Origin of the sequence: Blattabacterium cuenoti (assembly GCF_014251955.1) — a bacterium.
Classification (GTDB): domain Bacteria; phylum Bacteroidota; class Bacteroidia; order Flavobacteriales; family Blattabacteriaceae; genus Blattabacterium; species Blattabacterium cuenoti_L.
Genome location: NZ_CP059203.1, coordinates 363605 through 389801, shown reverse-complemented (window position 1 = coordinate 389801; position 26197 = coordinate 363605). Strand labels below are relative to the sequence as shown.

General features: G+C 25.1%; 24 protein-coding genes and 3 tRNA genes. 14 read left to right on the top strand and 13 right to left on the bottom strand.

Annotation, left to right across the window (positions count from 1 at the left end; genetic code table 11):
- Nucleotides 1-12 precede the first annotated feature (12 nt).
- A complete protein-coding gene (locus H0H53_RS01765) occupies nucleotides 13-1086 on the top strand; it encodes an enolase C-terminal domain-like protein (protein ID WP_185870299.1) in 1074 nt (357 codons plus the stop codon).
- Nucleotides 1062-2165, top strand: a complete 1104-nt coding sequence (locus H0H53_RS01760; protein ID WP_185870298.1) for an AMP-binding protein — start codon at nucleotides 1062-1064, stop codon at nucleotides 2163-2165. Before H0H53_RS01765 ends, H0H53_RS01760 begins: the two co-directional genes overlap by 25 nt.
- Here the strand turns inward: H0H53_RS01760 and H0H53_RS01755 are convergent.
- Complete coding sequence (locus tag H0H53_RS01755; RefSeq protein ID WP_185870783.1) at nucleotides 2162-3421, bottom strand: NADP-dependent isocitrate dehydrogenase; 1260 nt, start codon at nucleotides 3419-3421, stop codon at nucleotides 2162-2164. The genes H0H53_RS01760 and H0H53_RS01755 overlap by 4 nt on opposite strands.
- Nucleotides 3422-3684: 263 nt before the next feature.
- On the opposite strand from H0H53_RS01755, the gene H0H53_RS01750 reads away from it, so the two are divergent.
- The 4 genes from H0H53_RS01750 (at nucleotide 3685) to H0H53_RS03070 (ending at nucleotide 6652) form a co-directional block, all read left to right on the top strand.
- On the top strand, nucleotides 3685-4518 hold the full coding sequence (locus tag H0H53_RS01750) for a serine O-acetyltransferase (RefSeq protein WP_185870297.1): 834 nt from the start codon (nucleotides 3685-3687) through the stop codon (nucleotides 4516-4518).
- A 30-nt stretch (nucleotides 4519-4548) separates the two neighbouring features.
- On the top strand, nucleotides 4549-5463 hold the full coding sequence (cysK, locus tag H0H53_RS01745; protein ID WP_185870296.1) for a cysteine synthase A: 915 nt from the start codon (nucleotides 4549-4551) through the stop codon (nucleotides 5461-5463).
- A 74-nt stretch (nucleotides 5464-5537) separates the two neighbouring features.
- Entirely contained in the window at nucleotides 5538-5981 is a 444-nt protein-coding gene (locus H0H53_RS03075; RefSeq protein ID WP_238784247.1) for a ferredoxin reductase domain-containing protein, read from the top strand.
- 17 nt (nucleotides 5982-5998) lie between these two features.
- Nucleotides 5999-6652 carry a flavodoxin domain-containing protein gene (locus tag H0H53_RS03070; protein ID WP_238784246.1) on the top strand — a complete coding sequence of 218 codons (654 nt, stop codon included), beginning with the start codon at nucleotides 5999-6001 and terminating at the stop codon, nucleotides 6650-6652.
- A 55-nt stretch (nucleotides 6653-6707) separates the two neighbouring features.
- On the opposite strand, the gene H0H53_RS01735 is transcribed toward H0H53_RS03070, so the two are convergent.
- From H0H53_RS01735 to H0H53_RS01725, 3 genes are all read right to left on the bottom strand, one after another.
- Nucleotides 6708-7667: a 2-hydroxyacid dehydrogenase gene (locus tag H0H53_RS01735; protein ID WP_185870295.1), complete on the bottom strand. Its 960-nt coding sequence runs from the start codon at nucleotides 7665-7667 to the stop codon at nucleotides 6708-6710.
- A gap of 14 nt (nucleotides 7668-7681) precedes the next feature.
- The gene (locus H0H53_RS01730; protein ID WP_185870294.1) at nucleotides 7682-9952 is read right to left on the bottom strand and encodes a transglycosylase domain-containing protein; all 2271 of its coding nucleotides are present in this window, start codon (nucleotides 9950-9952) and stop codon (nucleotides 7682-7684) included.
- A 224-nt stretch (nucleotides 9953-10176) separates the two neighbouring features.
- Complete coding sequence (locus H0H53_RS01725; protein ID WP_185870293.1) at nucleotides 10177-11265, bottom strand: PSP1 domain-containing protein; 1089 nt, start codon at nucleotides 11263-11265, stop codon at nucleotides 10177-10179.
- A gap of 114 nt (nucleotides 11266-11379) precedes the next feature.
- Here H0H53_RS01725 and coaD point away from each other — a divergent pair, with 114 nt between their 5' ends.
- A complete protein-coding gene (gene coaD, locus H0H53_RS01720; protein WP_185870292.1) occupies nucleotides 11380-11850 on the top strand; it encodes a pantetheine-phosphate adenylyltransferase in 471 nt (156 codons plus the stop codon).
- 5 nt (nucleotides 11851-11855) lie between these two features.
- Here coaD and rnr read toward each other — a convergent pair whose 3' ends face one another.
- On the bottom strand, nucleotides 11856-13796 hold the full coding sequence (rnr, locus tag H0H53_RS01715; protein ID WP_185870291.1) for a ribonuclease R: 1941 nt from the start codon (nucleotides 13794-13796) through the stop codon (nucleotides 11856-11858).
- 193 nt (nucleotides 13797-13989) lie between these two features.
- Between rnr and H0H53_RS01710 the strand changes: the two genes are divergently transcribed.
- Nucleotides 13990-14808 carry a glycogen/starch synthase gene (locus H0H53_RS01710; protein WP_185870290.1) on the top strand — a complete coding sequence of 273 codons (819 nt, stop codon included), beginning with the start codon at nucleotides 13990-13992 and terminating at the stop codon, nucleotides 14806-14808.
- Between the two features lie 51 nt (nucleotides 14809-14859).
- On the top strand, nucleotides 14860-16707 hold the full coding sequence (gene glmS / locus H0H53_RS01705) for a glutamine--fructose-6-phosphate transaminase (isomerizing) (protein WP_185870289.1): 1848 nt from the start codon (nucleotides 14860-14862) through the stop codon (nucleotides 16705-16707).
- Nucleotides 16708-16714: 7 nt separating this feature from the next.
- On the opposite strand, the gene H0H53_RS01700 is transcribed toward glmS, so the two are convergent.
- The 5 genes from H0H53_RS01700 to H0H53_RS01680 form a co-directional block, all read right to left on the bottom strand.
- On the bottom strand, nucleotides 16715-17461 hold the full coding sequence (locus H0H53_RS01700) for a uroporphyrinogen-III synthase (protein ID WP_185870288.1): 747 nt from the start codon (nucleotides 17459-17461) through the stop codon (nucleotides 16715-16717).
- 161 nt (nucleotides 17462-17622) lie between these two features.
- Nucleotides 17623-17693, bottom strand: a tRNA-Cys gene (locus H0H53_RS01695).
- Nucleotides 17694-17741: 48 nt separating this feature from the next.
- Nucleotides 17742-18104 (bottom strand): dihydroneopterin aldolase, encoded by a 363-nt coding sequence (gene folB / locus H0H53_RS01690; RefSeq protein ID WP_185870287.1) that lies wholly within the window; start codon nucleotides 18102-18104, stop codon nucleotides 17742-17744.
- A gap of 67 nt (nucleotides 18105-18171) precedes the next feature.
- Complete coding sequence (locus H0H53_RS01685; RefSeq protein WP_185870286.1) at nucleotides 18172-18792, bottom strand: superoxide dismutase; 621 nt, start codon at nucleotides 18790-18792, stop codon at nucleotides 18172-18174.
- Between the two features lie 73 nt (nucleotides 18793-18865).
- Nucleotides 18866-20095 carry a phosphoglycerate kinase gene (locus tag H0H53_RS01680; protein ID WP_238784245.1) on the bottom strand — a complete coding sequence of 410 codons (1230 nt, stop codon included), beginning with the start codon at nucleotides 20093-20095 and terminating at the stop codon, nucleotides 18866-18868.
- 102 nt (nucleotides 20096-20197) lie between these two features.
- Between H0H53_RS01680 and H0H53_RS01675 the strand changes: the two genes are divergently transcribed.
- The 3 genes from H0H53_RS01675 to H0H53_RS01665 all read left to right on the top strand — a co-directional run bounded on the left by H0H53_RS01675 (nucleotide 20198) and on the right by H0H53_RS01665 (nucleotide 20798).
- Nucleotides 20198-20635, top strand: a complete 438-nt coding sequence (locus H0H53_RS01675) for an RpiB/LacA/LacB family sugar-phosphate isomerase (RefSeq protein ID WP_185870285.1) — start codon at nucleotides 20198-20200, stop codon at nucleotides 20633-20635.
- A tRNA-Asn gene (locus tag H0H53_RS01670) sits at nucleotides 20636-20709 on the top strand.
- Nucleotides 20710-20723: 14 nt separating this feature from the next.
- Nucleotides 20724-20798, top strand: a tRNA-Pro gene (locus H0H53_RS01665).
- Between the two features lie 12 nt (nucleotides 20799-20810).
- Here H0H53_RS01665 and gmk read toward each other — a convergent pair.
- The gene (gene gmk / locus H0H53_RS01660) at nucleotides 20811-21377 is read right to left on the bottom strand and encodes a guanylate kinase (RefSeq protein WP_185870284.1); all 567 of its coding nucleotides are present in this window, start codon (nucleotides 21375-21377) and stop codon (nucleotides 20811-20813) included.
- A gap of 114 nt (nucleotides 21378-21491) precedes the next feature.
- Between gmk and H0H53_RS01655 the strand changes: the two genes are divergently transcribed.
- Nucleotides 21492-22499, top strand: coding sequence for an aspartate-semialdehyde dehydrogenase (locus tag H0H53_RS01655; protein WP_185870283.1), 1008 nt, complete (start codon nucleotides 21492-21494; stop codon nucleotides 22497-22499).
- Here H0H53_RS01655 and rsmI read toward each other — a convergent pair.
- Entirely contained in the window at nucleotides 22496-23170 is a 675-nt protein-coding gene (rsmI, locus tag H0H53_RS01650; protein ID WP_185870282.1) for a 16S rRNA (cytidine(1402)-2'-O)-methyltransferase, read from the bottom strand. The genes H0H53_RS01655 and rsmI overlap by 4 nt on opposite strands.
- A gap of 367 nt (nucleotides 23171-23537) precedes the next feature.
- On the opposite strand from rsmI, the gene H0H53_RS01645 reads away from it, so the two are divergent.
- Nucleotides 23538-23960 carry a hypothetical protein gene (locus H0H53_RS01645; RefSeq protein ID WP_185870281.1) on the top strand — a complete coding sequence of 141 codons (423 nt, stop codon included), beginning with the start codon at nucleotides 23538-23540 and terminating at the stop codon, nucleotides 23958-23960.
- A gap of 41 nt (nucleotides 23961-24001) precedes the next feature.
- Here the strand turns inward: H0H53_RS01645 and topA are convergent, their stop codons facing one another.
- Nucleotides 24002-26149, bottom strand: a complete 2148-nt coding sequence (gene topA / locus H0H53_RS01640; RefSeq protein ID WP_185870280.1) for a type I DNA topoisomerase — start codon at nucleotides 26147-26149, stop codon at nucleotides 24002-24004.
- Nucleotides 26150-26197: the final 48 nt, after the last annotated feature.

Sequence of the window (26197 nt, the reverse complement as noted above, 5' to 3'; positions counted from 1 at the left end):
ATTATATTGATAATGAAATCTATATTAAAGAAATATCAGTTTTTTTTTCAAAAAAAAGTAAAAAACTCAAATAGAATATTTAAGTATAATATTATTTGGTTTTTAGTCATAAAAAAAGAAAATAAAATAGGAATTGGAGAATGTAATCCATTATTGGATCAATTTGCATTTGATAATTTGAATAATTATGAAAAAGAATTACAATATCTTTCTGAAAGGATAAATATTTTAAAAAAAATGGAATGCTATTATTATCATAGATTTATTTCATATTCATCTATTTTTTTTGGATTAGAACAAGCTTTTTTAAGTCTAAAAAATAGATTTCCAATATTATATAGCTCTGATTTTACTAATGGGAAAGTAGGACTTCCTACAAACAGTTTAATTTGGTTAAATACTTTTAAAGAAGATAAAACTTTATTATTCAAATCAATAGAAAAAAAAATTCTTCAAAAATTTTCATTTATTAAAATGAAAATAAATTCAAAATTTTTCTATTATCAATATTTGGTATTAAAAAAGGTTAAAAAAGAATATCCTCATATAAAAATACGTGTAGATGCAAATGGTTCTTTTAAAAGTAGAAAAAATGCTTTAGATTGTATAGAAAAATTATTTGATTTAAATATTATTCATTATATAGAACAACCTATAGGTTCTGGAAATTGGAATGATATGTCTCATTTATGTAAAAATTCAAAATTACCTATTGCATTAGATGAAGAATTAATAAAAATTCATAATTTAAAACTGAAAAAAAAATTATTAGATATTATATGTCCTCATTATATTGTTATCAAACCCAATATATGTGGAGGTTTTTTTGGTTCTGAAGAATGGATATTAGAAGCTGAAAAAAGAAAAATAGGTTGGTGTATTAGTTCTTCTTTGGAAAGTAATATAGGAATCAACGCTATTTCTCAATGGACTTTTAATATTGTTGAAAAAAGAAATCATTCAATTGTTCATGGATTAAATACAGGATCTTTTTATATCAATAATTTTTATTCTCCTTTGCAGGTAGAAAAAGGAAATATTTGGTATAATCCTTTACGAAAATGGAAAATAAAAAATCTCATTTAGGAATATGGATTGATTTTTCTTCAAAAAACATATTCACTAATTTAATTTCTAGTGATCATCCTTTATTTTTTTTGCAAAAATCAATTTTTTCTTTTTTAAAAAGTTGGTATGACTGTAGTCCAGTATTAATTGGTTTTACTTCTGGAACAACGGGAATTCCTAAAAAAATTTTTTTAAATAAAAAATATATGATAGCATGTGCAAAAATGACAGTAGATTTTTTAGATTTAAAAAAAAATGGAATTCTAGGTTTATTATGTTTATCTATAGATTATATAGCAACAAAAATGTTTTTGGTTCGTGCAATTATATTTAAATGGAATGTTTATTGTATTCTTCCATCATCTAATCCATTAAAAGATATCAAAGAATCTTTTGATATTTCCTCAATGGTTCCTATACAAGTTTATTCATCTTTAAAAAAATTAAAAAGAGAAAAAATAAAAATCCTTTTAATAGGTGGGGCTCCTATTTCTATTGATTTAGAAAAAAAATTACAAAATATTTCAACTCTTTGTTATTCTACTTATGGAATGACAGAAACATTAGGTCATATTGCTTTAAAAAAAATTAATGGCTTAGATAAAACTAATTATTATCAATCATTTAAAGATGTTCATTTAAGTGTAGACAAAAGAAACTGCTTAAAAATATTTTCCCCATATCATCGTAGTAATAATAATATTATTCTGGATTCAGATTCATTTATTCAAACGAATGATATTGTTCATATGATATCAAAACATAAATTTAATTGGGTTGGAAGATATGATAATATGATTAATAGCGGTGGAATAAAAGTTATTCCTGAATTAATAGAAAAAGAGATTTTTCCATTTATTCCTTTTCATAAACTATTTTTTGTATCTTCAATCCCAGATAAAAAATTAGGGGATAAAATTGTATTAGTTATTGAAAGTAAACCTTTCAATTTCAAAATTCCAGAATCAATTTTTGTCGGAAAAAAAAAATTTTATAAGCCAAAACATATTTTTTTTGTGGAAAGATTTTCAAAAAATTCATTTGAAAAATTTAATAGAAAAAAAATAATAAATGAACTCATTCAAAAAAAAAATTAAATTTTTTGTATTTTTTTTTCAAAATGAAATTTTAATAAATGAAGGAAGGATTTTGTATCTAAGTAATTAAAATAATTCTTTTTTTTCTTTTTATTATAAGGAACAAGTTGGAATAAATCTTTAGTCATTTTTCCAGATTCTATCACTTCTAGACATGTTTGTTCTATTTTTTCAGAAAAATTTTTTAAATCTTTATTTTTATCTAGAAATGCACGATGTTTAAGTCCACGTGTCCAAGAAAAAATAGAGGCAATAGGATTTGTTGATGTTTTTTCTCCTTTTTGATACAATCTATAATGCTTTGTTACAGTTCCATGAGCAGCTTCGGATTCTAATGTCTTTCCATCTGGAGTTAGTAAAATTGAAGTCATCATTCCTAATGATCCAAATCCTTGAGCTATTGCATCCGATTGTACATCTCCATCATAATTTTTACATGCCCATACAAATCCACCATTTGATTTTATTACATTTGCTACCATATCATCAATTAAACGATGCTCATAAGTAATTTTCAAATCTTTAAATTTTGATTGAAACTCGTTTTCATACAAATCTTGAAAAATATCTTTATATCTACCGTCATATGTTTTGAGAATGGTATTCTTTGTAGAAAGAAAAAGAGGCCATTTTTTATAAATAGAATAATTAAAACAAGAACGAGCAAATCCATAGATAGATTGATCTGTATTATATATTCCCATAGCTATTCCTGGTCCTAAAAAATGGTGTATTTCAAATTTTTGAAAATGATTTTTTGGATGAATATTTTCATTATTGTCTGGAATAAAAGAGATATACAATTTTCCTTTTTCTTTAACAAGAAAATCAATTGCATTATATTGATCTGCATATGCATGACGTGCTATGCAGATAGGATTTTTCCAATTTGGAATCAAACGAGGAATATTTTTTGCGATGATAGGTTCTCTAAAAATAGTTCCATTTATCATGTTTCTAATGGTTCCATTTGGAGATTTCCATATTTTTTTTAAATGAAATTCTTTCATTCTTTCCTCATCAGGCGTGATAGTTGCACATTTTATTCCTACATTATATTTTTTTATTGCATGAGCTGCATCTATAGTGATTTGATCATTTGTAAAATCTCTATTTTTTATTCCAAGATCAAAGTATATAATTTTTATATCTAAATAAGGAATTATCAAATATTTTTTGATATATCTCCATATGACTCTCGCCATTTCATCTCCATCCATTTCCACTATAGGATGATCCACTTTTATTTTTTTCATTGTCATAATATAATATAAATTTTTTTCCATAAAAAAAATGAGTGAAAAATCAATAATAATTTTTTCAAAAAAAATGTTAAATCAATAAATTATTATATTTATTTTTACTATCTATCAATAATAATAATAACACACACAACACATAACATAAAGTTAAAAAATAATAAAAAAAATTATTTCATTAAATAATGAAAATGATGTTTTATATTTTGTATGATAATAATAAAAAAAATAGGATAAATAAAAAAAAATTAGTTAAGTAAATGTCAAATTCAAATTTTTTAATAAAATTGTTTGAAAATAATAAAAAAAGTAAATCTTATTTTCCTAATAAAAAAACATCCAAAAAATTTGTAGAAGATTTATTTCATATTCTTTTTACACCTGATAGAAATCTTTTAAAGGATGTTTTCTCTTTTAAAGAGAATTACAAAATATTACAAAAAAAATTGTATTCAATTTTACTAGAATTGAATATAAAAGAAAAAAATGCTGAAAAAATTTCTCAAATCTTTTTTGATAAAATTCCTCATATTTATCATCTATTAATTATAGATGCTAATGCTATACTCGAATTTGATCCTGCAGCAACTGTTCTAGAAGAAATTTTTTTGTCTTATCCTGGTTTTTTTGCTACAGCATTATATAGAATGTCTCATCAATTATGGATTCAAAAAATTCCTATTTTACCTAGGTTAATAACAGAATATGCCCATAGCAAAACTGGAATAGATATTCATGCTTCTGCAGAAATAGGAAAAGCTTTCGTCATAGATCATGGAACTGGAATTGTAATTGGATCTAGCACAAAAATAGGAAATCAAGTTAAAATATATCAAGGAGTAACTTTAGGAGCTATATATGTTGATAAACAATTAGCAAATAAAAAACGTCATCCTACTATAGAAGATAAAGTCACTATTTATGCTGGAGCAACAATTCTAGGAGGAGAAACCGTTATTGGACATGATAGTGTCCTTGGAGGAAATGTATGGGTTACACGTAGTATTCCACCTTTTTCTATAGTATATCAAAAAAGTGAAATTAGAATGCGTAATAATAGTCCTTTTCCTGATCCTATTAATTTTATGATATAATTTTTAATAATATATAATAAAAAAAATAAAATGAGAGTAGAAAATATATTGAAAACTATTGGAAATACACCTCATGTCCATCTTCATCGTTTGTTTCCTAGTCATCAAGTATGGATGAAATTGGAAAAAAATAATCCTGGAGGAAGTATTAAAGATAGAATTGCATTATCAATGATTGAAGATGCAGAAAATAAAGGAATTATTAAAAAAGGAGATATCATCATAGAACCTACTTCTGGAAATACAGGAGTCGGATTGGCCATGGTTTCCGCTGTAAAAGGTTATCGTCTTATTTTAGTAATGCCTGAATCTATGAGTCTTGAAAGAAGAAAACTTTTTTCTATTTTTGGAGCAAAATTTGTTCTTACTTCTAAAGAAGAAGGCATGAGAGGAGCTATTAAAAAAGCAGAAGAATTGATCCACTCCATTCCTAATTCTTGGATGCCAAGACAATTTGACAATGTTTCAAATACAAATATACATAAACACACAACAGCAAGGGAAATTATTAATTCCTTTCCAAAAGGAATAGATTATTTTATTACAGGAGTGGGAACTGGAGGACACATCACTGGAGTTTCAGAAGTGTTGAAAAAAAAATTTCCAAATATAAAAATTTTTTCTGTAGAACCAGTGGAGTCTCCGGTTATATTTGGAGGAAAAGGAGGGCCTCATTCTTTGCAAGGATTAGGAGCTGGATTTATTCCTTCTATTCTAAATGTTAAAATATTAAATGGATCTTTTTTAGTATCCAAAGAAGAAGCATTTAATTTTGTTAGAAAAATAGCAATAAAAGAAGGAATTCTTGTAGGAATTTCTACAGGGGCTTCTCTTTCAGCTATAGAAAAACAACTCCCTAATATTCCTAAAAATTCTACAATACTTACATTTAATTATGATACTGGAGAAAGATATTTATCAGTAGAGAATCTTTTTTTATATTAGTACGAAGAAATAGAAGAATAAAAATAATCAAAAAAAATGTTAAGAATAAAAAATAATGTATATCAATAATAATAATGCAAAAAGGAGAAGAAAATAATAATGTCAAAAAAAATGGAATAGTTTTGACTAATGTTCTTTTAAACAAAAAAAGAAGCATAGAAGGAGAAAAATCTAAAGAATTTCATCATATTGAAATATTAATAATGGATAAAAAAAAAGTTGACTATTCCCCGGGAGATTCTATATCCGTCATAGCTGAAAATTCTTCATATGAAGTTCATAAGATTATGAATCTTTTTCAGAAAAATGAAAAAATTTTTTTGGAAAAAAATAAATATGAAGAAAATATGATATTCAATTTATTAAAAAAACAATTGAATATTGTTCATTTATCCATAAATATGATGAAAAGATATTCTTTTTTATCAGAAATGAATTTCATTCCTAATGACAATAATAGAAAATGTAGTTTTTTTTCTCTTTTGAAAGAATTTCCTATAAAAAAAAAATTCAATTAAAAGATTTGATTAGGATCATGGATCCTATAAAACCTAGATTATACTCTATTTCTTCTTCTCCCATAGTACACAATAATGAAATACATATTACAGTGTTACGTCATAGTTTTCAACTAAATGGAAAAATGAAATATGGATTTTGTTCTAATTTTCTTTCTAAATTGAAAAAAGGAGATCAACTATCTTTTTTTGTTCATAAAAACCACGTATTAAAATTACCAGAATCAAATAAAGACATAATACTCATTGCTGCTGGAACAGGCATAGCGCCTTTCCGTTCTTTTTTATATGAAAGAGAAGTTCATCAAGATTCTGGAAAAAATTGGCTTTTTTTTGGAAATCAACATTTTAAAAATGATTTTTTATATAAAATGGAAATCCAAAATTGGAAAAAAAATGGAGTATTAAATTATTTAACTACCTCTTTTTCAAGAGATAATAAAAATAAAAAGATTTATGTTCAAGATAAAATATGGGAAAATCGTAAAAATATTTTCACATGGATAAAAAATGGGGCATATATATACATTTGTGGAAAAAAAAATCCTATGAGCATAGATGTAGAAAATACATTATTTCGTCTAATAGAAGAAGAAATAGGAATATTTTCCTCAAAAAAATTCATAAAAAAAATGAAAAAAAATGGACGTTATTTAAAATCTGTCTATTGACAAAAATAGAATGAATATGAATAAATATCATGTGTGATAAATGAGTTCAATTCAATTAATTAAATTGAAACTTTTTTTTTAAAGAAATAATTTTATCAACAATATTTTTAGCCATTTTATATTTTGATTCTTTTGTCCATCCAGCAATGTGTGAAGTTAATATAACTTTTTCAGAACGAATAAGCTGAAAAAAAATTTTAGGAAGGGTTCTATGAGCAAAAAAATCTTCAAAAGAAGATTTTTCATATTCTAATACATCTAAACATGCTCCATATATTTTCCCATTTTTCAATGCATTTACTAAATGATCAGTAAGCACACATCCTCCACGAGAAGTGTTAACAAAATAAAAAGGCTTACAAAAATTTTTTATAAAATTTTCGTTTATCATTCCTTTTGTTTTCTTTGTATAAGGAACATGTAAACTAATTATATCCGATTTTATAAAAATTGTTTTCATATCTACTTGCTTTGCATAAGCATCCCCTACCTTAGGGAGTATATCGTAACATAAAGTTTTTGTTTCAAATCCTGAAAGTTTTTTAGCAAAAGCTTTTCCTGTATTTCCATATCCAATAATCCCTATTGTTTTTCCCATTATCTCTTTTCCTCTATTTGATTCTCTATTCCATTTTCCTTTTTTAATTTCTTGATTCGAACGAATAACATTATTCATCATACATAAAAGCATAGCTATAGCATGTTCAGCTACAGAATCTTTGTTTCCTTCTGGAGAAGAAATTAATGTAATTCCTTTTTTTAAAGCATAATCTTTATCTATATTTTCTATCCCAGATCCAACTCTAGCTATAAATTTTAAATTTGTTGCTTTTTTAATAAATGTTTTATCTATTTTTAAACGACTTCTCAAAATAACCCCATCATACAAGTAAATATTTTTTATAATTTTTTCTATAGAATCAGAATAATTTTCATCACAAATAAATTCTTCTTTTCTTAATTTATAGACAATAAAAGGATGATTTTTATCTAAAATTAATATTCTTTTTATCATAACTAATATCAATTTTATTGATCATAATCTTTATTATTTTCAGTATTTAAATTTTCATCAAAATTTATTATAATATCTTCTTCTTTAACAGTATTTTTTTCTTTTTCATCTTTATGTTCATTCTTTTTAGAAAAGTTTTCTTCACAATGATCCCAATGATATTGATAGTTTTCTGGTTTATGAAATAATAAGTTTTCATGATAAATGAGTCTCATGTATTTATATAAACTTTGCATATAATAAGCCCATATAGGTAATGCCATATTAGCTCCCTGTCCTAATTTAATATTATCAAAATGAGCAAATCTATCTTCCCAACCAACCCAAATTCCAGTAGTTAAATTTGGAATCATTCCTATAAACCATCCATCTGAATTATCATTACTTGTTCCAGTTTTTCCTGCTATATCTATTCCAAAAAAATTATATTTCTTCAACAATCTTTTAGCAGTTCCATATTGCACTACTCCTTGCATTAATTTTAACATTATATATGCCACTTCTTCACTAAATACTTGCCTTATACTACTAAGATCTATGGGTTCTTTGATGAATTTTCCATATTCATCTTCTATTTTAACTAAAATACTAGGTTTGATGTACCCCCCGTAATTAGTAAATGTATTAAAAGCTCCTGTCATTTCATATAATGTTAAATCTGCAGATCCAAGAGCAATAGATGGATGTTCAGGAATTATAGATTCTATCCCCATTTTTCTTGCTAATCTAATAACTGGTCCAGGGGTCATTTGTGAAATGAGACGAGCAGAAATAGTATTGACAGATTGTGCTAATCCATCTTTTAATGTAAGAAATCCTCCATATTTTCCATTTGAATTTCTAGGACTCCATTTTCCTAAATGAAATTTTTCATTTGAAATTTTTGTACAAGGAGTATAATGTAATTCATTAATAGCTGTAGCATATAAAATAGGCTTGAAAACAGAACCAATTTGACGTTGTGTTTTTGCCACATGATCATATTGAAAATAATTAAAATCTATTCCACCTACCCATGCTTTTATATATCCAGTAGAAGATTCTATAGATAATAAACCAGCTTGTATAATACTTTTTTGATAACGAATAAAATCCCATGGAGACATTAAAACTTTTTTTTCTCCATTCCAGGTAAACAATTTTATATATTTCGGTTTTTTAAATTCTTCTATAATTTTTTCTTCTGTTATTCCTTTTTGTTTAAGATATTGATAAAATTGTGTTCTATGCATAGCAGATATAAGAATTCTTTTTGTTTTTTCTGGAGATATATTTAAGAATGGAGCATTTTTATTTTTTTTTTGAAAATTATTAAATAAAATTTGCAACTGACTTAGATGTTTTTTCACAGCTTTTTCTGCATAATCTTGCATTTTTGCATCAATAGATGTATATATTTTTAGTCCACTAGAATAAAGATTCAGTTTTTCCCCAGTTCTTTTTTCGTAAGCATCTAATGCTTCTTGAATTTCCTTTTTCAAAAAATCTCCATAATAGGTTAACAACTCAAAATCTTTTTTTTGTATTTTGAAGTTTATTATTATAGGTTTTTTTAACTCTTTTTTATATTTATACATATTCAAAAAGTCATATTTATTCATTTGATGCAAAACTAAATTTCTTTGTTTCTTAGCTCTATTGGGGTACATTTTTGGATTATATAAAGAAGGGTTTTCTAGCATTCCAACCAATGTTGCACATTCTCCTAAATTTAATTCAGAAGCTGTTTTGTTAAAATAAGTATGAGCTGCGGTTTCAATTCCTTTTGCATTATATAAAAAATCAAATTTATTACAATACATCGTAATAATTTCTTCTTTTGTATAACGTTTTTCCAATTCAACTGCCATAACCCATTCTAAAAGTTTTTGATGAATTCTTTGTAATTTATTTTTTGCAGATGTTCCTGTAAAAAGAAGTTTTGCTAATTGTTGAGAAATGGTACTTCCTCCACCTTTTTTCCCTAAAGAAAGAATAGCTCTAATAAGAGATTTAATATCTATTCCTGAATGATATTTGAAACGAATATCTTCTTTTGCTATAAGAGCATTAACAAAATTTTTTGGAAGTTGTTTATAAGTAATTAATGTTCTATTTTCTGAGAAAAACTTTCCAAGTAAAATACCATTGGTATCATAGACCTCTGATCCTACTTCCATTGTAGGTTTTTCTATATCTTTAGTACTGGGTAAATTTCCTAAGTATCCTTTAGATGCAGCATAAAAAATTATAAAAAGTATACTAATCCCTAAAAAAAAGAAAAACCAAAAATAAAAAAGAAGCATACGAAAATAAAAACTTATTTTTGTATTTTTTTTATACACGTATAAAAATTATTTTATTTTTTTGCATTTTATGTTGTTGTGTCTTTATTTTTTACTACTACTACAAAAGCAAAACAATATATTATTATTACTAACGCCTACTTTTCTACTTTATTTATTATTATATAGTTGTAGTAAAAAAAACATACTCCTACGATTATCTTCTACTACTTACTACTCTACTATTAAATAGAATATGTTAATTCTGTTTTATGAATAGCATTAATTGTTGATAATTTCTCCAGGGAAGGAGCTATTTGATTGTTTCTATTTTTTAAAATATCCTTTATTTTTTTTACTTCTATTCTAAACCAAGTATTTGGATTCTTAATGTAAGAATACCACATTGTTTTTTTGAATACATCAATTTTCATGCATTGTGCCACTCCTTTCTCTGTGTATATTTTACTATTATTAATTTCTGGAAAATCCTTTATAGATAATAAATAGGTCTCCAATTCATAATTGAGACAACATTTTAATTTGTTACATTGTCCAGTTAATTTTTCTATCTTGATAGAAAGTTGTTGATATCTCGCTGAATTCGTATTAACGCTTTTAAAACTTTTTAACCAAGTCGAACAACAAAGTTCACGACCGCAAGATCCGATTCCTCCAATTTTTGCTGCTTCTTGTCTATATCCTATTTGACGCATTTCTATACGTATACGAAATGTTAAAGCTAATTTTTTAATCAATTTTCTGAAATCTATTCTATTTTCTGAGGTATAATAAAATGTAGCTTTTTTTCCATCCCCTTGGTATTCTATATCACAAATTTTCATGGAAATATTTAAATTTTTTGCAATTTTTCTAGACTGAATAAGTCTTATGTCCTCTTTTTTTTTCAAAGAATTCCATATTTCTATTTCTTTATCCGTTGATTTTCTATATATTTTTTTTGTTAAGGAATTCAAAGGAATATTTTTATTTCGTATTTGTAATTTTACTAATTCTCCAGTTATAGTTACTCTTCCTACATCATATCCACCAGATTTAGATTCCACAGTTACAAAATCTCCTTTACTCAGGATAATTTTTTCTTTATTATGAAAAAATTCTTTTCTATCATTTTTAAATTGTACTTCCACTATGTTATCATTATCATCATCTCTTCTAAAATTGAAAGGAGTTTGTATATTAGATAACCAATCCACTACGTCGAGTTTTTTTAGACATTGTTTTTTTTGTCTCATATTATTTTTTGATAAAAAATTATTATTATTGTTGTTGATGAATTCCTTTTTTAAACAACCAGAACATAATTTTTCCATTATCTTATTTTAATGAGTTTACAAAAACAAAAATAAAACTTTTCTTATGCTTCTTATTTATTGAGAATAATTTTTATATTATGTGTATAATAGATAGAAGATCATTTTCATTTTATGGAGAAAAGAATTGCTGTTTTTCCTGGTTCTTTTGATCCTATAACTTTAGGGCATTATGATATTATTATTAGATCTTTAAATCTATTTGATAAAATAATTATAGTTATTGGAAAAAATTATGAAAAAAAAAATATGTTTTCTTTTAAAAAAAGAAAAGAATGGATAAAAAAAACTTTTTTAGGGTTTTCTAAAATAGAAATAGATATATTATGTCAAGGACTGATGACTTCTTTTTGTAAAAAAAAACAGGCTAAATTTTTGTTAAGAGGAATTAGAAATCAATTAGATTTTGAATTTGAAAAAAATATGTTTTATGCAAATAGAGAATTAGAAAAAACGAATTGTATTGAAACGGTATTGATTCTTTCTTCTTATAGTAAATCTCATATTAGTTCTTGTATTGTGAGAGATATCATAAGAAATGGGGGAGATTATACTGTTTTTGTTCCTCCTTCTGTGAGAATTTAAATTTTTTACAACCAATCAAGAGTTATTTGTTTTTTCTCTATATCGGCATCAATCAATTTAACTTTTACTTTATCTCCTAAATGGTAAACTTTTCTTTTTTTTTTACCAATGATACTGTAATTATTTTGATTTAGTCTATAAGTATCCCCTTTAATATCACGTAATCGTATCATTCCTTCAGTTTGAAATAATATCAAATCAATATAAACACTCCAATCTGTAAATCCTGTAATGATACCATCAAATTCTTGACCTAAATATTTTTTTAGGTATTTAACTTGTATAAATTTAGAAAATTCTCTTTCTGCATCTATTGCTATACGTTCTTTATAACTACAATGTTTAGATTGTTCTTCATAAAAATCTACAGATTTTAATTTTGATTTCCATTTTTTTTTGTTTAATAAATAATAATACAATAAACGATGTGCTATAATATCTGAATATCTCCTTATAGGGGAAGTAAAATGAGTATAATGAACAAAAGATAATCCATAATGTCCTATATTTTTTGTAGAATATTTTGCTTTACTCATGGAACGTAAAATCAAATTTTCAATCATATTTTTTTCTGGTTTCTCTTTAATTATTTTCAATAGATGATTAATGGATGTTTTTAAATTTTTTATATCTAAGAAATATCCCAAAGGTTCTATTATTTTTTTTAAAACAAAAATTTTTTGAAAATCTGGTTTATCGTGTACTCTGTAAATATATGTTTTTTGGGAAGGTTTTCCATCTATGTTTAAACTGACAAATTCTGAAATTTTTCTGTTAGCCAGTAACATAAATTCTTCTATTAGATTATGAGATTCATTATTTTTTTCTAAATATAATTCTGTTGGATTCTTTTCTTCATCTAAATGAAATTTTATTTCCATTTTATCTAAACAAATAGCCCCATCATTTAATCTATTTTTAGTTAAAATTTTAGAAAAAAATAATAAAGTAGAAATTTCTTCGTAAAAATCTCCTTTTTTCTTATCTATGATTTTTTGAACTTCTTCATATGTAAATTTTCTATTAGATTGTATAATTGTTTTTCCAAACCAACTTTTTAATATTTTTCCTTTGTTATTTATATTAAAAATGAATGAAAAACTGAGTTTATCTTTTTTTGGATGCAAAGAACAAATATCATTGGATAATATTTTTGGAAGCATGGGGATTACTCTACCTACAAAATAAATAGATGTAGCACGTGTATATGCTTCTTGATCTAACAAACTCCCTTCTTTTACATAATGTGATACATCTGCAATGTGAATTCCTATTTCCCAAATGTTTGAATTTAATTTTCTAATGGAAAGAGCATCATCGAAATCTTTTGCATCAATAGGATCTATAGTAAAAGTATTAATATTTCGCATATCTCTTCTTTGATTGGTCTCCAAATTTTTTTCGTATCCAATTTTTTTCGCTTCTCTTTCTACTTCTTTAGGGAATTTATATGGGATTTCATATTCTTCTAACAAAGAAGAAAGTTCTGTTTTATGTTCTCCGGAGAATCCAAAGACTTTTATAATTTCTCCTAAAGGATTATTGAAATTTTTTGGCCATGATATTATTCGTGCTAATACTTTTTCATTATGAAAATGTCCTTTTAATTTGTTTTTTGAAATATGAATGTTTACATGAATAGTTTTGTTATAAATTATAACTGATCCATATTTATAATTTGATTGAATTTTCAATATTCCAATAAAATTTTTTCTTTTTCTTTTGATAATTTTTAGGACTTCTCCTTCTATTCTTCCACTACTACTAGAAGAACGATTTTTAAATCGTATTTTAACGAAATCTCCTTCTAAAGCTCTATTTGTATTTTTTTTAGAAATAAAAATATCTTTTTGAAATCCATTTGCATTTACAAATGCATATCCATATCTAGTTATGTTGATGAATCCAGTAGTGAAATTATTATATTTATTTTTTTTCTTTTTCATGATAAACAATAAAAATGATCCGTTTTTTTATAGATTAAAAAATCTGCAATCTACAAAAATTTAGATATAAAGAAATGATAAATACATTTTTGACATATATGTTCTCATTCAGTATTGGATATTATTTATTATATTTGCAATGATCCGTTTTTTTACTATATATATATCAAAATATAAAAAAAATAACTCTAAGATGACAGGTAAACGTATATTATATGTTTCTTCAGATTTATTTCCTTTTTCTTCAGAGAATACAATTTCTTTATCAGTTTTTAAGGTTACCAAGTTTATGCAGTCTATTGGTAACGATGTCCGTATTTTTATGCCTAGATTTGGAGTAATCAACGAACGTAGACATCAATTACATGAAGTTATTCGTTTATCAGGAATGAATTTAATTATTAATGATATAGATCAACCTTTATTGATTAAAGTGGCGTCTATTCCTGATGCCAGATTACAAGTTTATTTTATAGATAACGAAGAATATTTTAAAAGAAAGGCAATATATGAAGATGAAAATGGGATTTTTTTTCATGATAATGATGAAAGAGCTTTATTCTTTACAAAAGGAGTTTTGGAAGCCGTAAAAAAATTAAATTGGATTCCTGACATTATTCATATATACGGTTGGATTAGTTTTTTAATTCCATTATATATTAAGAATTTTTATAAAAATGATCCTATTTATCAAAATGCAAAAATAATTGTATCTATATATAATAAGACTTTTAAAGGATCTTTAAATGAAGATCTTATTAATAAAATTAAATTTGATGGAATTAAGTATAAAAAAATAAAATTACTAGAAAATCCAAATTATTTCAACTTAATTAAGTTGTGTATGGATTTTTCTGATGCTATCATAAAAGGAGATCTTTTTTTTCCAAAAGAAATAGAAGATTATATAGAAAAAAACAAGTTTTTAGTATTAAAATATTATCCTGTAGAAAAAATAGAGACCGTTTATCAACAATTTTATAAAGAAACTGTTTTAGAACAAATTAATTAATCTAACTAATATAATAAAAAAAATTAAATTCTAATTTAATCATCAGTTAGAATGTGTGGTATAATTGGTTACTTGGGATATAGAGAAGCATATCCTATTCTGATTAATGGATTAAAGAAATTGGAGTATCGCGGATATGATAGTTCTGGAATTGCCATTTTTTATGAAAATGGATATAGTTTATATAAATCCAAAGGGAAAGTTCATGAATTAAAGAAAAAAATTTCTTCTTATAAAATTAAAGGAACAACAGGGATAGGACATACTAGATGGGCAACACATGGAATTCCAGATGATATTAATGCACACCCTCATGTTTCTAATTCTAATGAACTTATTTTAATTCACAATGGAATTATAGAAAATTATCATGCAATTAAAATTATTTTACTTAAAAATGGTTTTACTTTTAAAAGTAAAACAGATACAGAAGTTCTTGTCAATTTGATTGAATATATTCAAAAGAAAAATAAGCTATCCTTAGAAGAAGCGGTACGAATTTCTTTGAATGAGATAGTTGGAGCATATTCTATAGCTATAGTAGAAAAATCTCATCCAGAAAGAATTGTTATTGCAAAATTAGGAAGTCCTCTTGCATTAGGAATTAATGAAAGAGAATTTTTTATTGCATCTGATCCTATTCCTTTTTTAGATTATACAAAAAATGCTATTTATTTGAAAGATGGAGAAATGGCAATTCTTAGAAAGGATCAAGAATTGGACCTTCGTAAGATTGTGGATAATCATAAACTTAGTCCAATTATTAAAGAGCTTCAAATTAATCTCAAAGAAATTGAAAAGGGAGAATATAAATATTTTATGTTAAAAGAAATTTATGAACAACCAAAAACCATTTTGGATACTTTGCGTGGAAGATTATTGATAAAAAATGGATTAATCTGTATTAATGGAATTGAATCTAATAAAGATATTTTTATTAATGCCAAATCTATTACTATAGTTGCATGTGGGACTTCATGGCATGCAAGTTTAATTGGAGAGTATTTGTTGGAAGAACTTGCACGGATTCCAGTGGAAGTGGAATATGCTTCTGAGTTTAGATATAGAAATCCTATTATAGAAAAAAAAGATATTGTTATAGTTATTTCTCAATCAGGAGAGACTGCAGATACTTTATCGGCTTTAAATTTGGCAAAAACAAAAGGAGCTTTTGTTTTTGGTATTTGCAACGTTGTAGGATCATCTATTGCAAGAAATGTAGATGCAGGAGCTTATACACATGCAGGTCCTGAAATTGGAGTTGCTTCTACAAAAGCTTTTACTGCACAAATTACAGTTCTTGTTTTGTTAGCTTTGAAAATAGGGAAATATAGACTAGCTATTACAGAAAGTCGTTATAATTATTTGTGTCAAGAGCTTGGATCTATTCCAGAAAAAGTGAACAGAACGTTAAAAATAGATGAAGAATCCATAAAAAAAATATCTAAAGTATATCATAATGTCAATAATTTTCTTTATTTGGGAAGAGGAATTAATTTTCCAGTGGCTTTGGAAGGAGCTTTAAAATTAAAAGAAATTTCCTACATTCATGCTGAAGGGTATCCTGCAGCTGAAATGAAACATGGACCTATTGCTTTAATAGATGAAAATATGCCAGTAGTTATTATTGCAACAAAAAAAGGGTGTTATGAAAAAATAATAGGAAATATTCAGGAAATTAAAGCAAGAAAAGGAAAGATTATAGCTATAGTAAATGAGGGAGATATTCAAGTGAGCATGTTAGCGGATTATGTTATTAAGGTTCCAAATATTTCTGAAGAACTTAGTCCATTAGTAACCGTGATTCCTCTTCAATTATTGGCTTATCAAATAGCTTTTATAAGAGGAGAAAATGTGGACCAACCAAGAAATTTAGCTAAGTCTGTAACAGTGGAATAATAAATAGTTAACGATATTCTTTTATATATTTTTCTAAAGCCATAGACATAGAAGGAAATTCTGGAGTGGGAACTTTAATAGCTATTTTTAATCCAGCTTTAGCTGCAGCGTTCAAAGTATTCTTTCCGAAAGTTGCAATTTTTATATTTTTTTGATTAAAATTTGGAAAATTTTCAAATAAAGATTTGATACATGCAGGGCTAAAAAAAACTAAAATATCATAATATATAATATGTTTTAAATCAGATAAATCACTGGAAGAAGTTTTATATAGAATAGCTCTTTTCCAAAAAAGATTATTGAGTTTATTTAGCATGTTTGGTATTTCTGGTTTCAATATGTCTGAAGATGGTAAAAGGAATTTTTCTTTTGAATGTTTTTTGATATAAGGGAGTATATCTTGAAAGTATTTTTTTCCAACATGGATTTTTCTTTTTCTATAGACTATATATTTTTGCAAATAATAAGCTATTGTTTCTGTTAGACAAACATATTTCATAGAAATAGGAACTTTGAAACGCATAGATTCTGCTAATCTGAAATAGTGATCTACAGAATTTTTACTTATAAAAAGAACCACCGTAAAATCAGAAAAATTAATTTTTTGTTTTCTAACATCGACAGATGATGCTCCTTTTACTTCTATAAAAGATCGAAAATCGATTTTTATATTTTTATTATTTTTACTGAGTTCTAGATATGGAGAATTTGAACCTGTCATAGGATGTGAAATGAGAATATTATTGATCTTCATTATTTTAATTTATAAATATATAATAAATCAAATCTTGTTATTCTTATTTTCTTTTTTAAATTTTTATAATTACAATTTAAATTCGCAAATGTACAGAAAATATAGAAATAGATAAATCTAAAAAAAAATCTCTCTCTTTTTAAGAGATTCTTAATAAAAAAAGGCACAGAGCGGAATCGAACCGCTATAAAAGGTTTTGCAGACCTCTGCCTTTCCACTCGGCCACAGTGCCAAAATAAAAATTATTATTAATAAATAATTTTACAATTTTCTTATTGATTTATTCTCTGAGATCCTCTAAAAGAATGCATACTCTATCTACACTACTTTGTAAGGGAGGATTTTCTTTACAAATTTTTATTTTTGTATACTTGATTAAATTTGTTCTATATTTTTTAATTCTTTGAATTATTCTTTGAGCTAAATGTTCTAATAATTTAGAATTAATAGCCATTTCTTCTTTTACAATACGATATAAGTGTATATAATTAATGGTTTTTGATAAATCATCCTTGATAGAAGCTTGAGAAAAATCCAATTCAACTTCTATATTTACTGTATAATAAGAACCTACATATGCTTCTTCCGGCATACATCCATGAAATCCAAATAATTTTATGTTTTCTAAAATAATCTTCCCCATTAATATTAATGAATTATGATAAGATCATTATCATTTATGATTTATGTATTTTTGTTTGTATTCTCAATTATTTTTCTATGGCTATTTTATAATTTTCTTCAACTTTTTTCCAGTTAACAATATTCCAAAAAGAAGAAATATAATCTAAACGACGATTTTGATATTGAAGATAGTAAGCATGTTCCCAAACATCTAGTCCTAAAATTGGAGTTCCTTCACAACAACCTATTCCTAACATTAATGGATTATCTTGATTTCCTGTAGAACAAATAGTTAATTCATTTTTATTTTTCACACATAGCCAAGCCCATCCAGAACCAAAACGATTTGCCGCAATTTCAGAAAATTTTTCTTTAAAAGAATCAAAAGATTTGAAATTTTTTTTAAAAATTTCATTTAGATCCATACTTGGAAGAGTACTTTCTGAATGAGGAATTAATATTTTCCAGAATAAATTATGATTATAAAATCCACCACTATTATTTCGTATTATTGAAGTTTCAATATTTGCCCTTCTTAAAATTTCTTCAATGGATAAATTAACCATGTCTGTTCCCTCAATAGCTTTATTTAAGTTGTTAGTATATGCCGAATGATGTTTTGTATAATGAATTTCCATAGTTTTTCGATCTATATAAGGTTCAAAATCCTTATAAGAATAAGATAATTTTGGAAGTTTAAATAACATAGTTTTTTATTTTGAAAACAAATATTGACAACAAATATAATAATTTTAAAAAAATTAACTGTAAGTTTCGTTTTTATGAAATGATAGCTTTTATTCCTGTAAGTGTTTCATTTTTTAAACTTTCTAACATAGCGCCTCCTCCAGTAGAGAGATAACTTATTTTTTTTTCGCATTTTTCCATTTTTAATGAAGCAATAGTATCTCCTCCACCTATTAAAGAAAAAGCTCCTTTTTTAGTTGCATTAACAATTGCTTTTGCTATGGATCGAGTTCCTAAGGAAAAATTAGAAAATTCAAAAACCCCTACAGGACCATTCCAAAAAATAGTATTAGATTGATTTATTATATCGCAAAAATATTTTATAGAGTTAGGAGCTATGTCTAGTCCCATCCATCCATTAGGTATAGAATGAATAGATACAATTTTTTTATTAGCATGATTGTTGAATGAATCGGCTATAACAACATCTTTTGGAAAAAATAAATTTTTTTTTTTTTTACATTTATTAAGAATATTTTTTAGTATTTTTTTAGTTTTTTCATTTTGATCTTTTTCTATCATGGATTTTCCTATATTTCCTCCTTGCATCTTAATAAAAGGATACGCCATTCCTCCCCCTATTAAAATATGATCTGCAAAATGAATAATATGTTCAATAATGTTAATTTTAGAAGATATTTTAGCTCCTCCTAATAAAATAGTAATAGGTTTTCTTCCTTTTCCTAATATTTTTTCTAAACATTGAATTTCTTTTTTCATTAGAAGTCCAATACATTTTTTATTTCCAAAAAATTTTGGAATAACACTTATAGAAGCATGTGAACGATGTGAAACGCTAAAAGCTTCATTAACATAAATATTTCCTAAACTTGCTAATTTGAAGGCAAAATTTTTATTTCCTTCTTCTTCTTCTTTGTAGAAACGAAGATTTTCTAATAATAAAATTTCTTTATTTTTTAGTTCAAAAACATTTTTTTTTACATTTTCTCCTATGCAATCTTCAGAAAATTTGATAGGTATTTGTAGGATTTTGGATAATAAAGGAACTATAATTTTTAGAGAATCACGTTTACAATGTTTTCCTTTTGGTCTTCCAAGATGAGATATTAATACGATTTTTCCATGATCAGAAATAATTTTTTGAATAGTAGGAATACTGTATTGAATTCTAGTATCATCTATTATTTTATGAGAAAAATGATTAATGGGAACATTAAAATCAACTCTTACTATAGCTATTTTATCTTTGAAATTAAAATCATTTACAGTTTTTATTTGATTGATTTTTATCATATCATACATATTATTTTATTCACAATATCAATGTGACAATTTTTTGGAAATAAAAAAAACGATTAAAAATTACAAATTTTTAATGTAATTTTGTGGTATTTGGTTTTTTTGATGAAAATAGCAATAGGATCCGATCATACAGGAATAAATTATAAATGTTTAATTATTGATTTTTTGATCAATCAAGGATGTCAAATAAAAGATTTTGGATTTTCCCATTATGGAAAAAAGGTGGATTATCCTGATTTTGTTCATCCTGTTGCTAAATTTGTAGAAAAAGGAGAAGCAGATTTTGGTATTATTATTTGTGGTAGCGGAAATGGCGCTGCTATGACTGCTAATAAATATCAAAAAATTCGTGCTGCATTAGTATGGAAAAAAGAAGTTGCTTTTTTAGCAAGAAGACATAATAATGCTAATATGATTAGTATTCCAGCACGTTTTATAAATAAAAATAAAGTTCTAGAAATAGTAGAAATGTTTTTAAAAACAGATTTTGAAGGAGGAAGACACAAAATTAGAATAGAAAAAATTCCATTAAATAAATAATCCTCAGTAGCTCAGTTGGTTAGAGCACCTGACTGTTAATCAGGGTGTCGCTGGTTCAAATCCAGCCTGAGGAGCAGGAAATTGCTTTCGGGGTGTAGCTCAGATTGGTAAGAGTACACGTCTGGGGGGCGTGTGGTCGCTGGTTCAAATCCAGTCACCCCGATTTTTATTTATTCTAAAATATAAAATTAGAAACAAGTTTTATTGCTTCTTTTTGTGCCTTAATCAAATTAATATTTGGTAATATAATATCAAATAATTTTGCATAATTACATTCTATTTTTGCTTTATTTAAACGTATTTTAATTTTTGATAACTTTTCAGAATTTCTTATGAAAAGTCTTTTTTTTAAAATTTCTATGGAATGAACCATTATAAATATAGATAATGAATTATTTGGATATTGTTTTTTTAAATGTAATCCCCCTTTTACATCCACATCAAACAAAACATGTTTATTAATTTTCCAAATTCTTAAAATTTCACTTTTTAAGGTTCCATAAAATAGTTTAGGATAAACTTCTTCCCATTCTGCAAATTGATATTTTTTTATTTTAGAAATAAATTGATCCTTAGAAAGAAAATAATAGTCTTTTCCATGTTTTTCATGATAACGAATTGTTCGTGTAGTACATGATATAGAAAATTTCAATTCTGGAATTTTTGAAAGAAGATAATGAGAAATTGTAGTTTTTCCACACCCTGAAGGGCCTGATAAAATGATCATTTTTCCCATTTTCATTGTTATGATTTTTCAATTTAATTCATAATAAATAAAAAAAATGAAAAACATGGAAAAGACTATTATTTCCTTTTTTTATTATAAATTTACGTTTTTTTTAATTCTATGTATATTATGAAATTAGGAATAGTAGGGGTTACCGGTATGGTTGGACGTGTAATGATAGATATTTTAGAACAAATAAATTTTCCAATAGATGAATTGTATTTATCTGCTTCTGAAAAATCAATAGGAAAAGAATTTTTCTTCAAAAAAAAAAAATATAATGTTATTAGTATAGAAAAATTATTATCAAAATCTCCTCAGATTGTTTTATTTTCAGCTGGATCAGATGTTTCAAAAAAATGGGCTCCTAAATTTTCAGAAATGGGGGTGACTGTTATTGATAATTCTTCTGCATGGAGAATGGATCCTGACAAAAAATTAATTGTTCCTGAAATAAACGCTTCTTGTTTAAAAAAAACAGATAAAATCATTTCTAATCCAAATTGTTCCACAATACAATTGGTGATGATTTTATATCCTTTGCATTTGGAATATTGTATAGATCGTGTAGTCGTATCTACATATCAATCAATCACTGGTACAGGACAAAAAGCTTTAAATCAATTTAATAAAGAAAAAGAAGGGTATTCTTATTATAAAGATGAATATGAGAAAATATATCCATATCCTATTTTTCAAAATGTATTACCACATTGTGATTCATTTGATAGCAGCAATGGTTATACAATGGAAGAAATCAAATTAATGAAGGAAACAAGAAAAATAATGAATGATCAAAATATATCCATTACAGCAACTTCTGTAAGAGTTCCTGTCACAGGAGGACATTCAGAAAGTGTCAATATAACATTTAAAAAAGAACCAAATATCAATAGAATATATGAAATTCTTTTCAAAACAAAAGGGGTCATTGTTCAAGATTCTCCAAAAGAAAATATCTACCCTATGCCATTTTTTTCTCATGGAAAAGATGAAGTTTTTGTTGGACGTATTCGTAAAGATTATTCATGTATAAATTCATTAAATCTTTGGATTGTAGCAGATAATTTACGTAAAGGAGCTGCCAAAAATACGATTCAAATTGCAGAATTATTGATGGAAAAAAAGTATGTTTAATTATTATTTTTTTTGCTAATAATTAAAGTATATTCTCCCAATATTTTTTTTTGTGTTTTATAATATAAAATGATGTCTTCAATATTTCCTCTTAACGTTTTTTGAAAAATTTTTGATATTTCTTTACATATGACAATATTTATTTCCAATCCAAAGAAATATTTTAAATCATTTAATGTTCGTACTAATCTATGAGGAGATTCATAAAAAATCAAGGTTCTATTTTCTTTAGATAAATTTTCTAGTTTTTTTTTTCTTTTTTTTTTCGGTAAAAAACCAATAAATACAAATTCATGAATAGGAAATCCAGAAATGACTAATGCTGGAATAAAAGCTGTCGGTCCTGGTAAACATTCTACAGATATAGAAGCATTTATGCAGGATTTAATGAGCAAAAAACCTGGATCAGATATACTTGGTGTTCCTGCATTGGAAATTAATGCTATTTTTTTTCCTTTCTTTATTTTTTCTAAAATAGAAGGAATTATTTTATGTTCATTATGAATATGATAAGTTTTGGTATGAGTTTTAATATTATAAAAATTTAATAATTTCTTTGAAAAATTGTAATTTTCTACCAGAATAAGGTCTACTTCTTTTAAGACTCGTAGACTTCTGAAAGTAAAATCTTCAAGATTTCCTATAGGAGTAGGAACAATGTATAATAGCACTTTACTAAATTTTGAAATTGTGTAAAAAAGATATTGTCTTTTTTATAGTATAGATATAGAGTAAAAGAGTAAAATTCCATAAATACTTTCGTATGGATAAATTATTAGTAGAATATGAATCTAACTCTAACTATAATAAAAATAAACTATGAGTTTCATCTTTTTTTATAAAATTAAATGAAATTAAAATGAGATGATTTGAATCATTCAATTATATATTATTTATTATTAATTGAAAAAAAATATCCCTAAATTATGTGAAAGAATTATCTTGATCTTCTTTATAAAATTATCATTATCAAATAAATAAATAATTCATGAAATGAAGGGGAAAAAATGAATTAATGCTGATGAAATAAAAAAAGGAATGAAAGGTAAACAATATATATTTAGAAGTCGTTTAGTCTCTGGAGATATCATATTTAAATATGATTTAAATGGTTTTTTAAGAGAGGTAATCTTTCCTGAAAGTCTTTCTTTATCACATTATATATGGATAGGAAAATATTTACCTTATAATGAATCTATTATAAATAAAATGAAAAATACAAAATCTTCATTTTCTATAGAAGAAATTCCTGCAGATTTATCTTTTAATCGTTTTTGGACAGATTATAAATATAAAGTGGGTAAAAAAAAAATGGCAGAAAATATATGGAACAGAATGTCTTTGTCTGATAGAGTAAAAGCTTTATCATATATTCCTAAATATTTGGATCATGTCAGACGCACAGGACATGATCAAGCATATCCTACTACTTATTTAAATCAAAGATATTTTGATAGTTAGTTCCTTACTTTCCTCTTTATTTTTTTATAAAAAAAAATGAATCATAAAATTGATTTTTTTTCTTTTTTTCTGTTTTTTAATATAATGTTTATTACTTGTTCTAAATCCAAATTAATAGAATTAAAAAAAATATTTTCTTCAATTGGAATTGATTTATTTTTATGTTTTATATAGATATTATGTTTGTTAATTTTCAAAAAAATTTCTTTGTTTTCAAAAGTTCCTAATAATTTAGGTAATTCAAGAAGCTTTAATGCTATTTTTAAAGAAATAGTGTCAATTTTTTGATTTTTTAACAAAGGAGAAAATTTTGGTTTTTTTTTATCTTGAAATTCTCCCATTTGAACAATGGGCCCAAATCGTCCTATTTTTGCAAAAATTTTTTTGTTCGATATTGGATCTATTCCAAGAAAACGTTTTTTGTGAATTTTATCTACATTTTTTTTTACATATTCTATCTTTTTATGGAATCCATCATAGAAATTTTGAATAATCTTATTCCAAGATTTTTCTCCTTTAGCTATATCATCAAAATTTTTTTCTAAATTTGCTGTGAAACTGTAATCTATAATTTCTTGAAAATTTTTTTTTAAGAAATTAGTAATTAAAATTCCCATATCTGTAGGAATAAATTTGTTTTTTTCTATTTCAGTTATTTTATCTTTTCTTTCGGTTATAGTATTTTTTTTAAGGAAAAAAGTTTCACGAACTTCTATTTTTTTAATAATTTTTTGTATACTCACATAATTTCTTTTTTGTATATTGGAAATAATAGGAACATAAGTAGATGGTCTTCCTATCCCTAATTTTTCCAAGTTTTTGACCAAAGATGCTTCATTGTATCTCGGTAAATGTTTCGTAAAAACTTGTTTTGCTATTATTTCCTTTTTTTGCAATGGAGTTCCTTCTTTTATTTTTGATAAAAAAAAATCTTTTTTTTTATTATCAATCTCATCAAGATCAAGATTCCTTTTATTTTTTATTTTCATAAAACCATCGAATATTACAGTTTTTTCCGTATGTATAAAAGGATGTTCCAACTCGAAATTAGAAGATTGAATGTAAAAATTTTTAGTTTCTATATATGCATCTGACATTTGTCCTATTATGGTTCTTTCCCATATAAGTTGATAAAGACGTTTTTGGACCCCATCTAAAATATCTACAGAATTTTTTCTGATATCTGTGGGATGAATAGCTTCATGAGCCTCTTGGGCAAATTTATTTTTGGATGAAAATTCTTTTGGAGAAAAATATTGTTCTCCATATGAAAAAAGAACATAATCTTTAATACTTGATAAAATATCTTTTGATAAATTTGTGCTATCAGTACGAATGTATGTGATATACCCTTTTTCATATAATTTTTGTGCAAGAAACATAGTTTTAGATATAGAGTAATTTAGTTTTTGACTAGCTTCTTGTTGTAAAGAAGATGTTGTAAATGGATGAGGAGGAGCTTTTTTTTCGTATTTAGTAATAATATTTTTTATCAAAAAAGAAGTATTTATACATGACATTAAAATATTTTCCATTTTCTTTTTATCTTCTATTTTCTTTTCCAATTTTGCATTAAAAATTGTTTTTTTTTCATCGGTAAAAATACCGTGAATTTGATAAACTGGAATAGGAATAAAATTTTGAATATTTTGTTCACGTTCTACTATTAGTCTAACTGCTGCAGATTGAACTCTTCCGGCAGAAAGACCGGAATTAATTTTTTTCCATAAAATAGGAGATAATTGAAATCCTACTAATCTATCTAAAATACGTCTTGCTTGTTGAGCATAAACAAGATTATAATTAATTTTTCTAGGATTTTTTATAGCATCAAAAATAGCTTTTTTTGTAATTTCGTGAAAAACTATTCTTCTAAATTTTTCATTGGGAATATTTAATGTTTTGTAAATTTGATAAGCAATAGCTTCTCCTTCACGATCTTCATCAGAAGCTAACCAGATAATTTTATAATCTTCAATTAAAGATTGAAGATTTTGAACTATTTTCTTTTTTTTGGGAAGTATAACATAATTAGGATGAAAATTTTTATTTATGTCAATTCCTATTTTTTTTTCTGGTAAATCTATAAGATGTCCATAGCTAGGAACTACATAAAAGTTTTTTCCAAGAAACATTTGTATAGTATTAGCCTTGGTAGGTGATTCTACAATTACTAAATTTTCTTTCATTTTTCAATATTAAAAAATATTCTAGAACAAAAAAAAAATACGATTTTA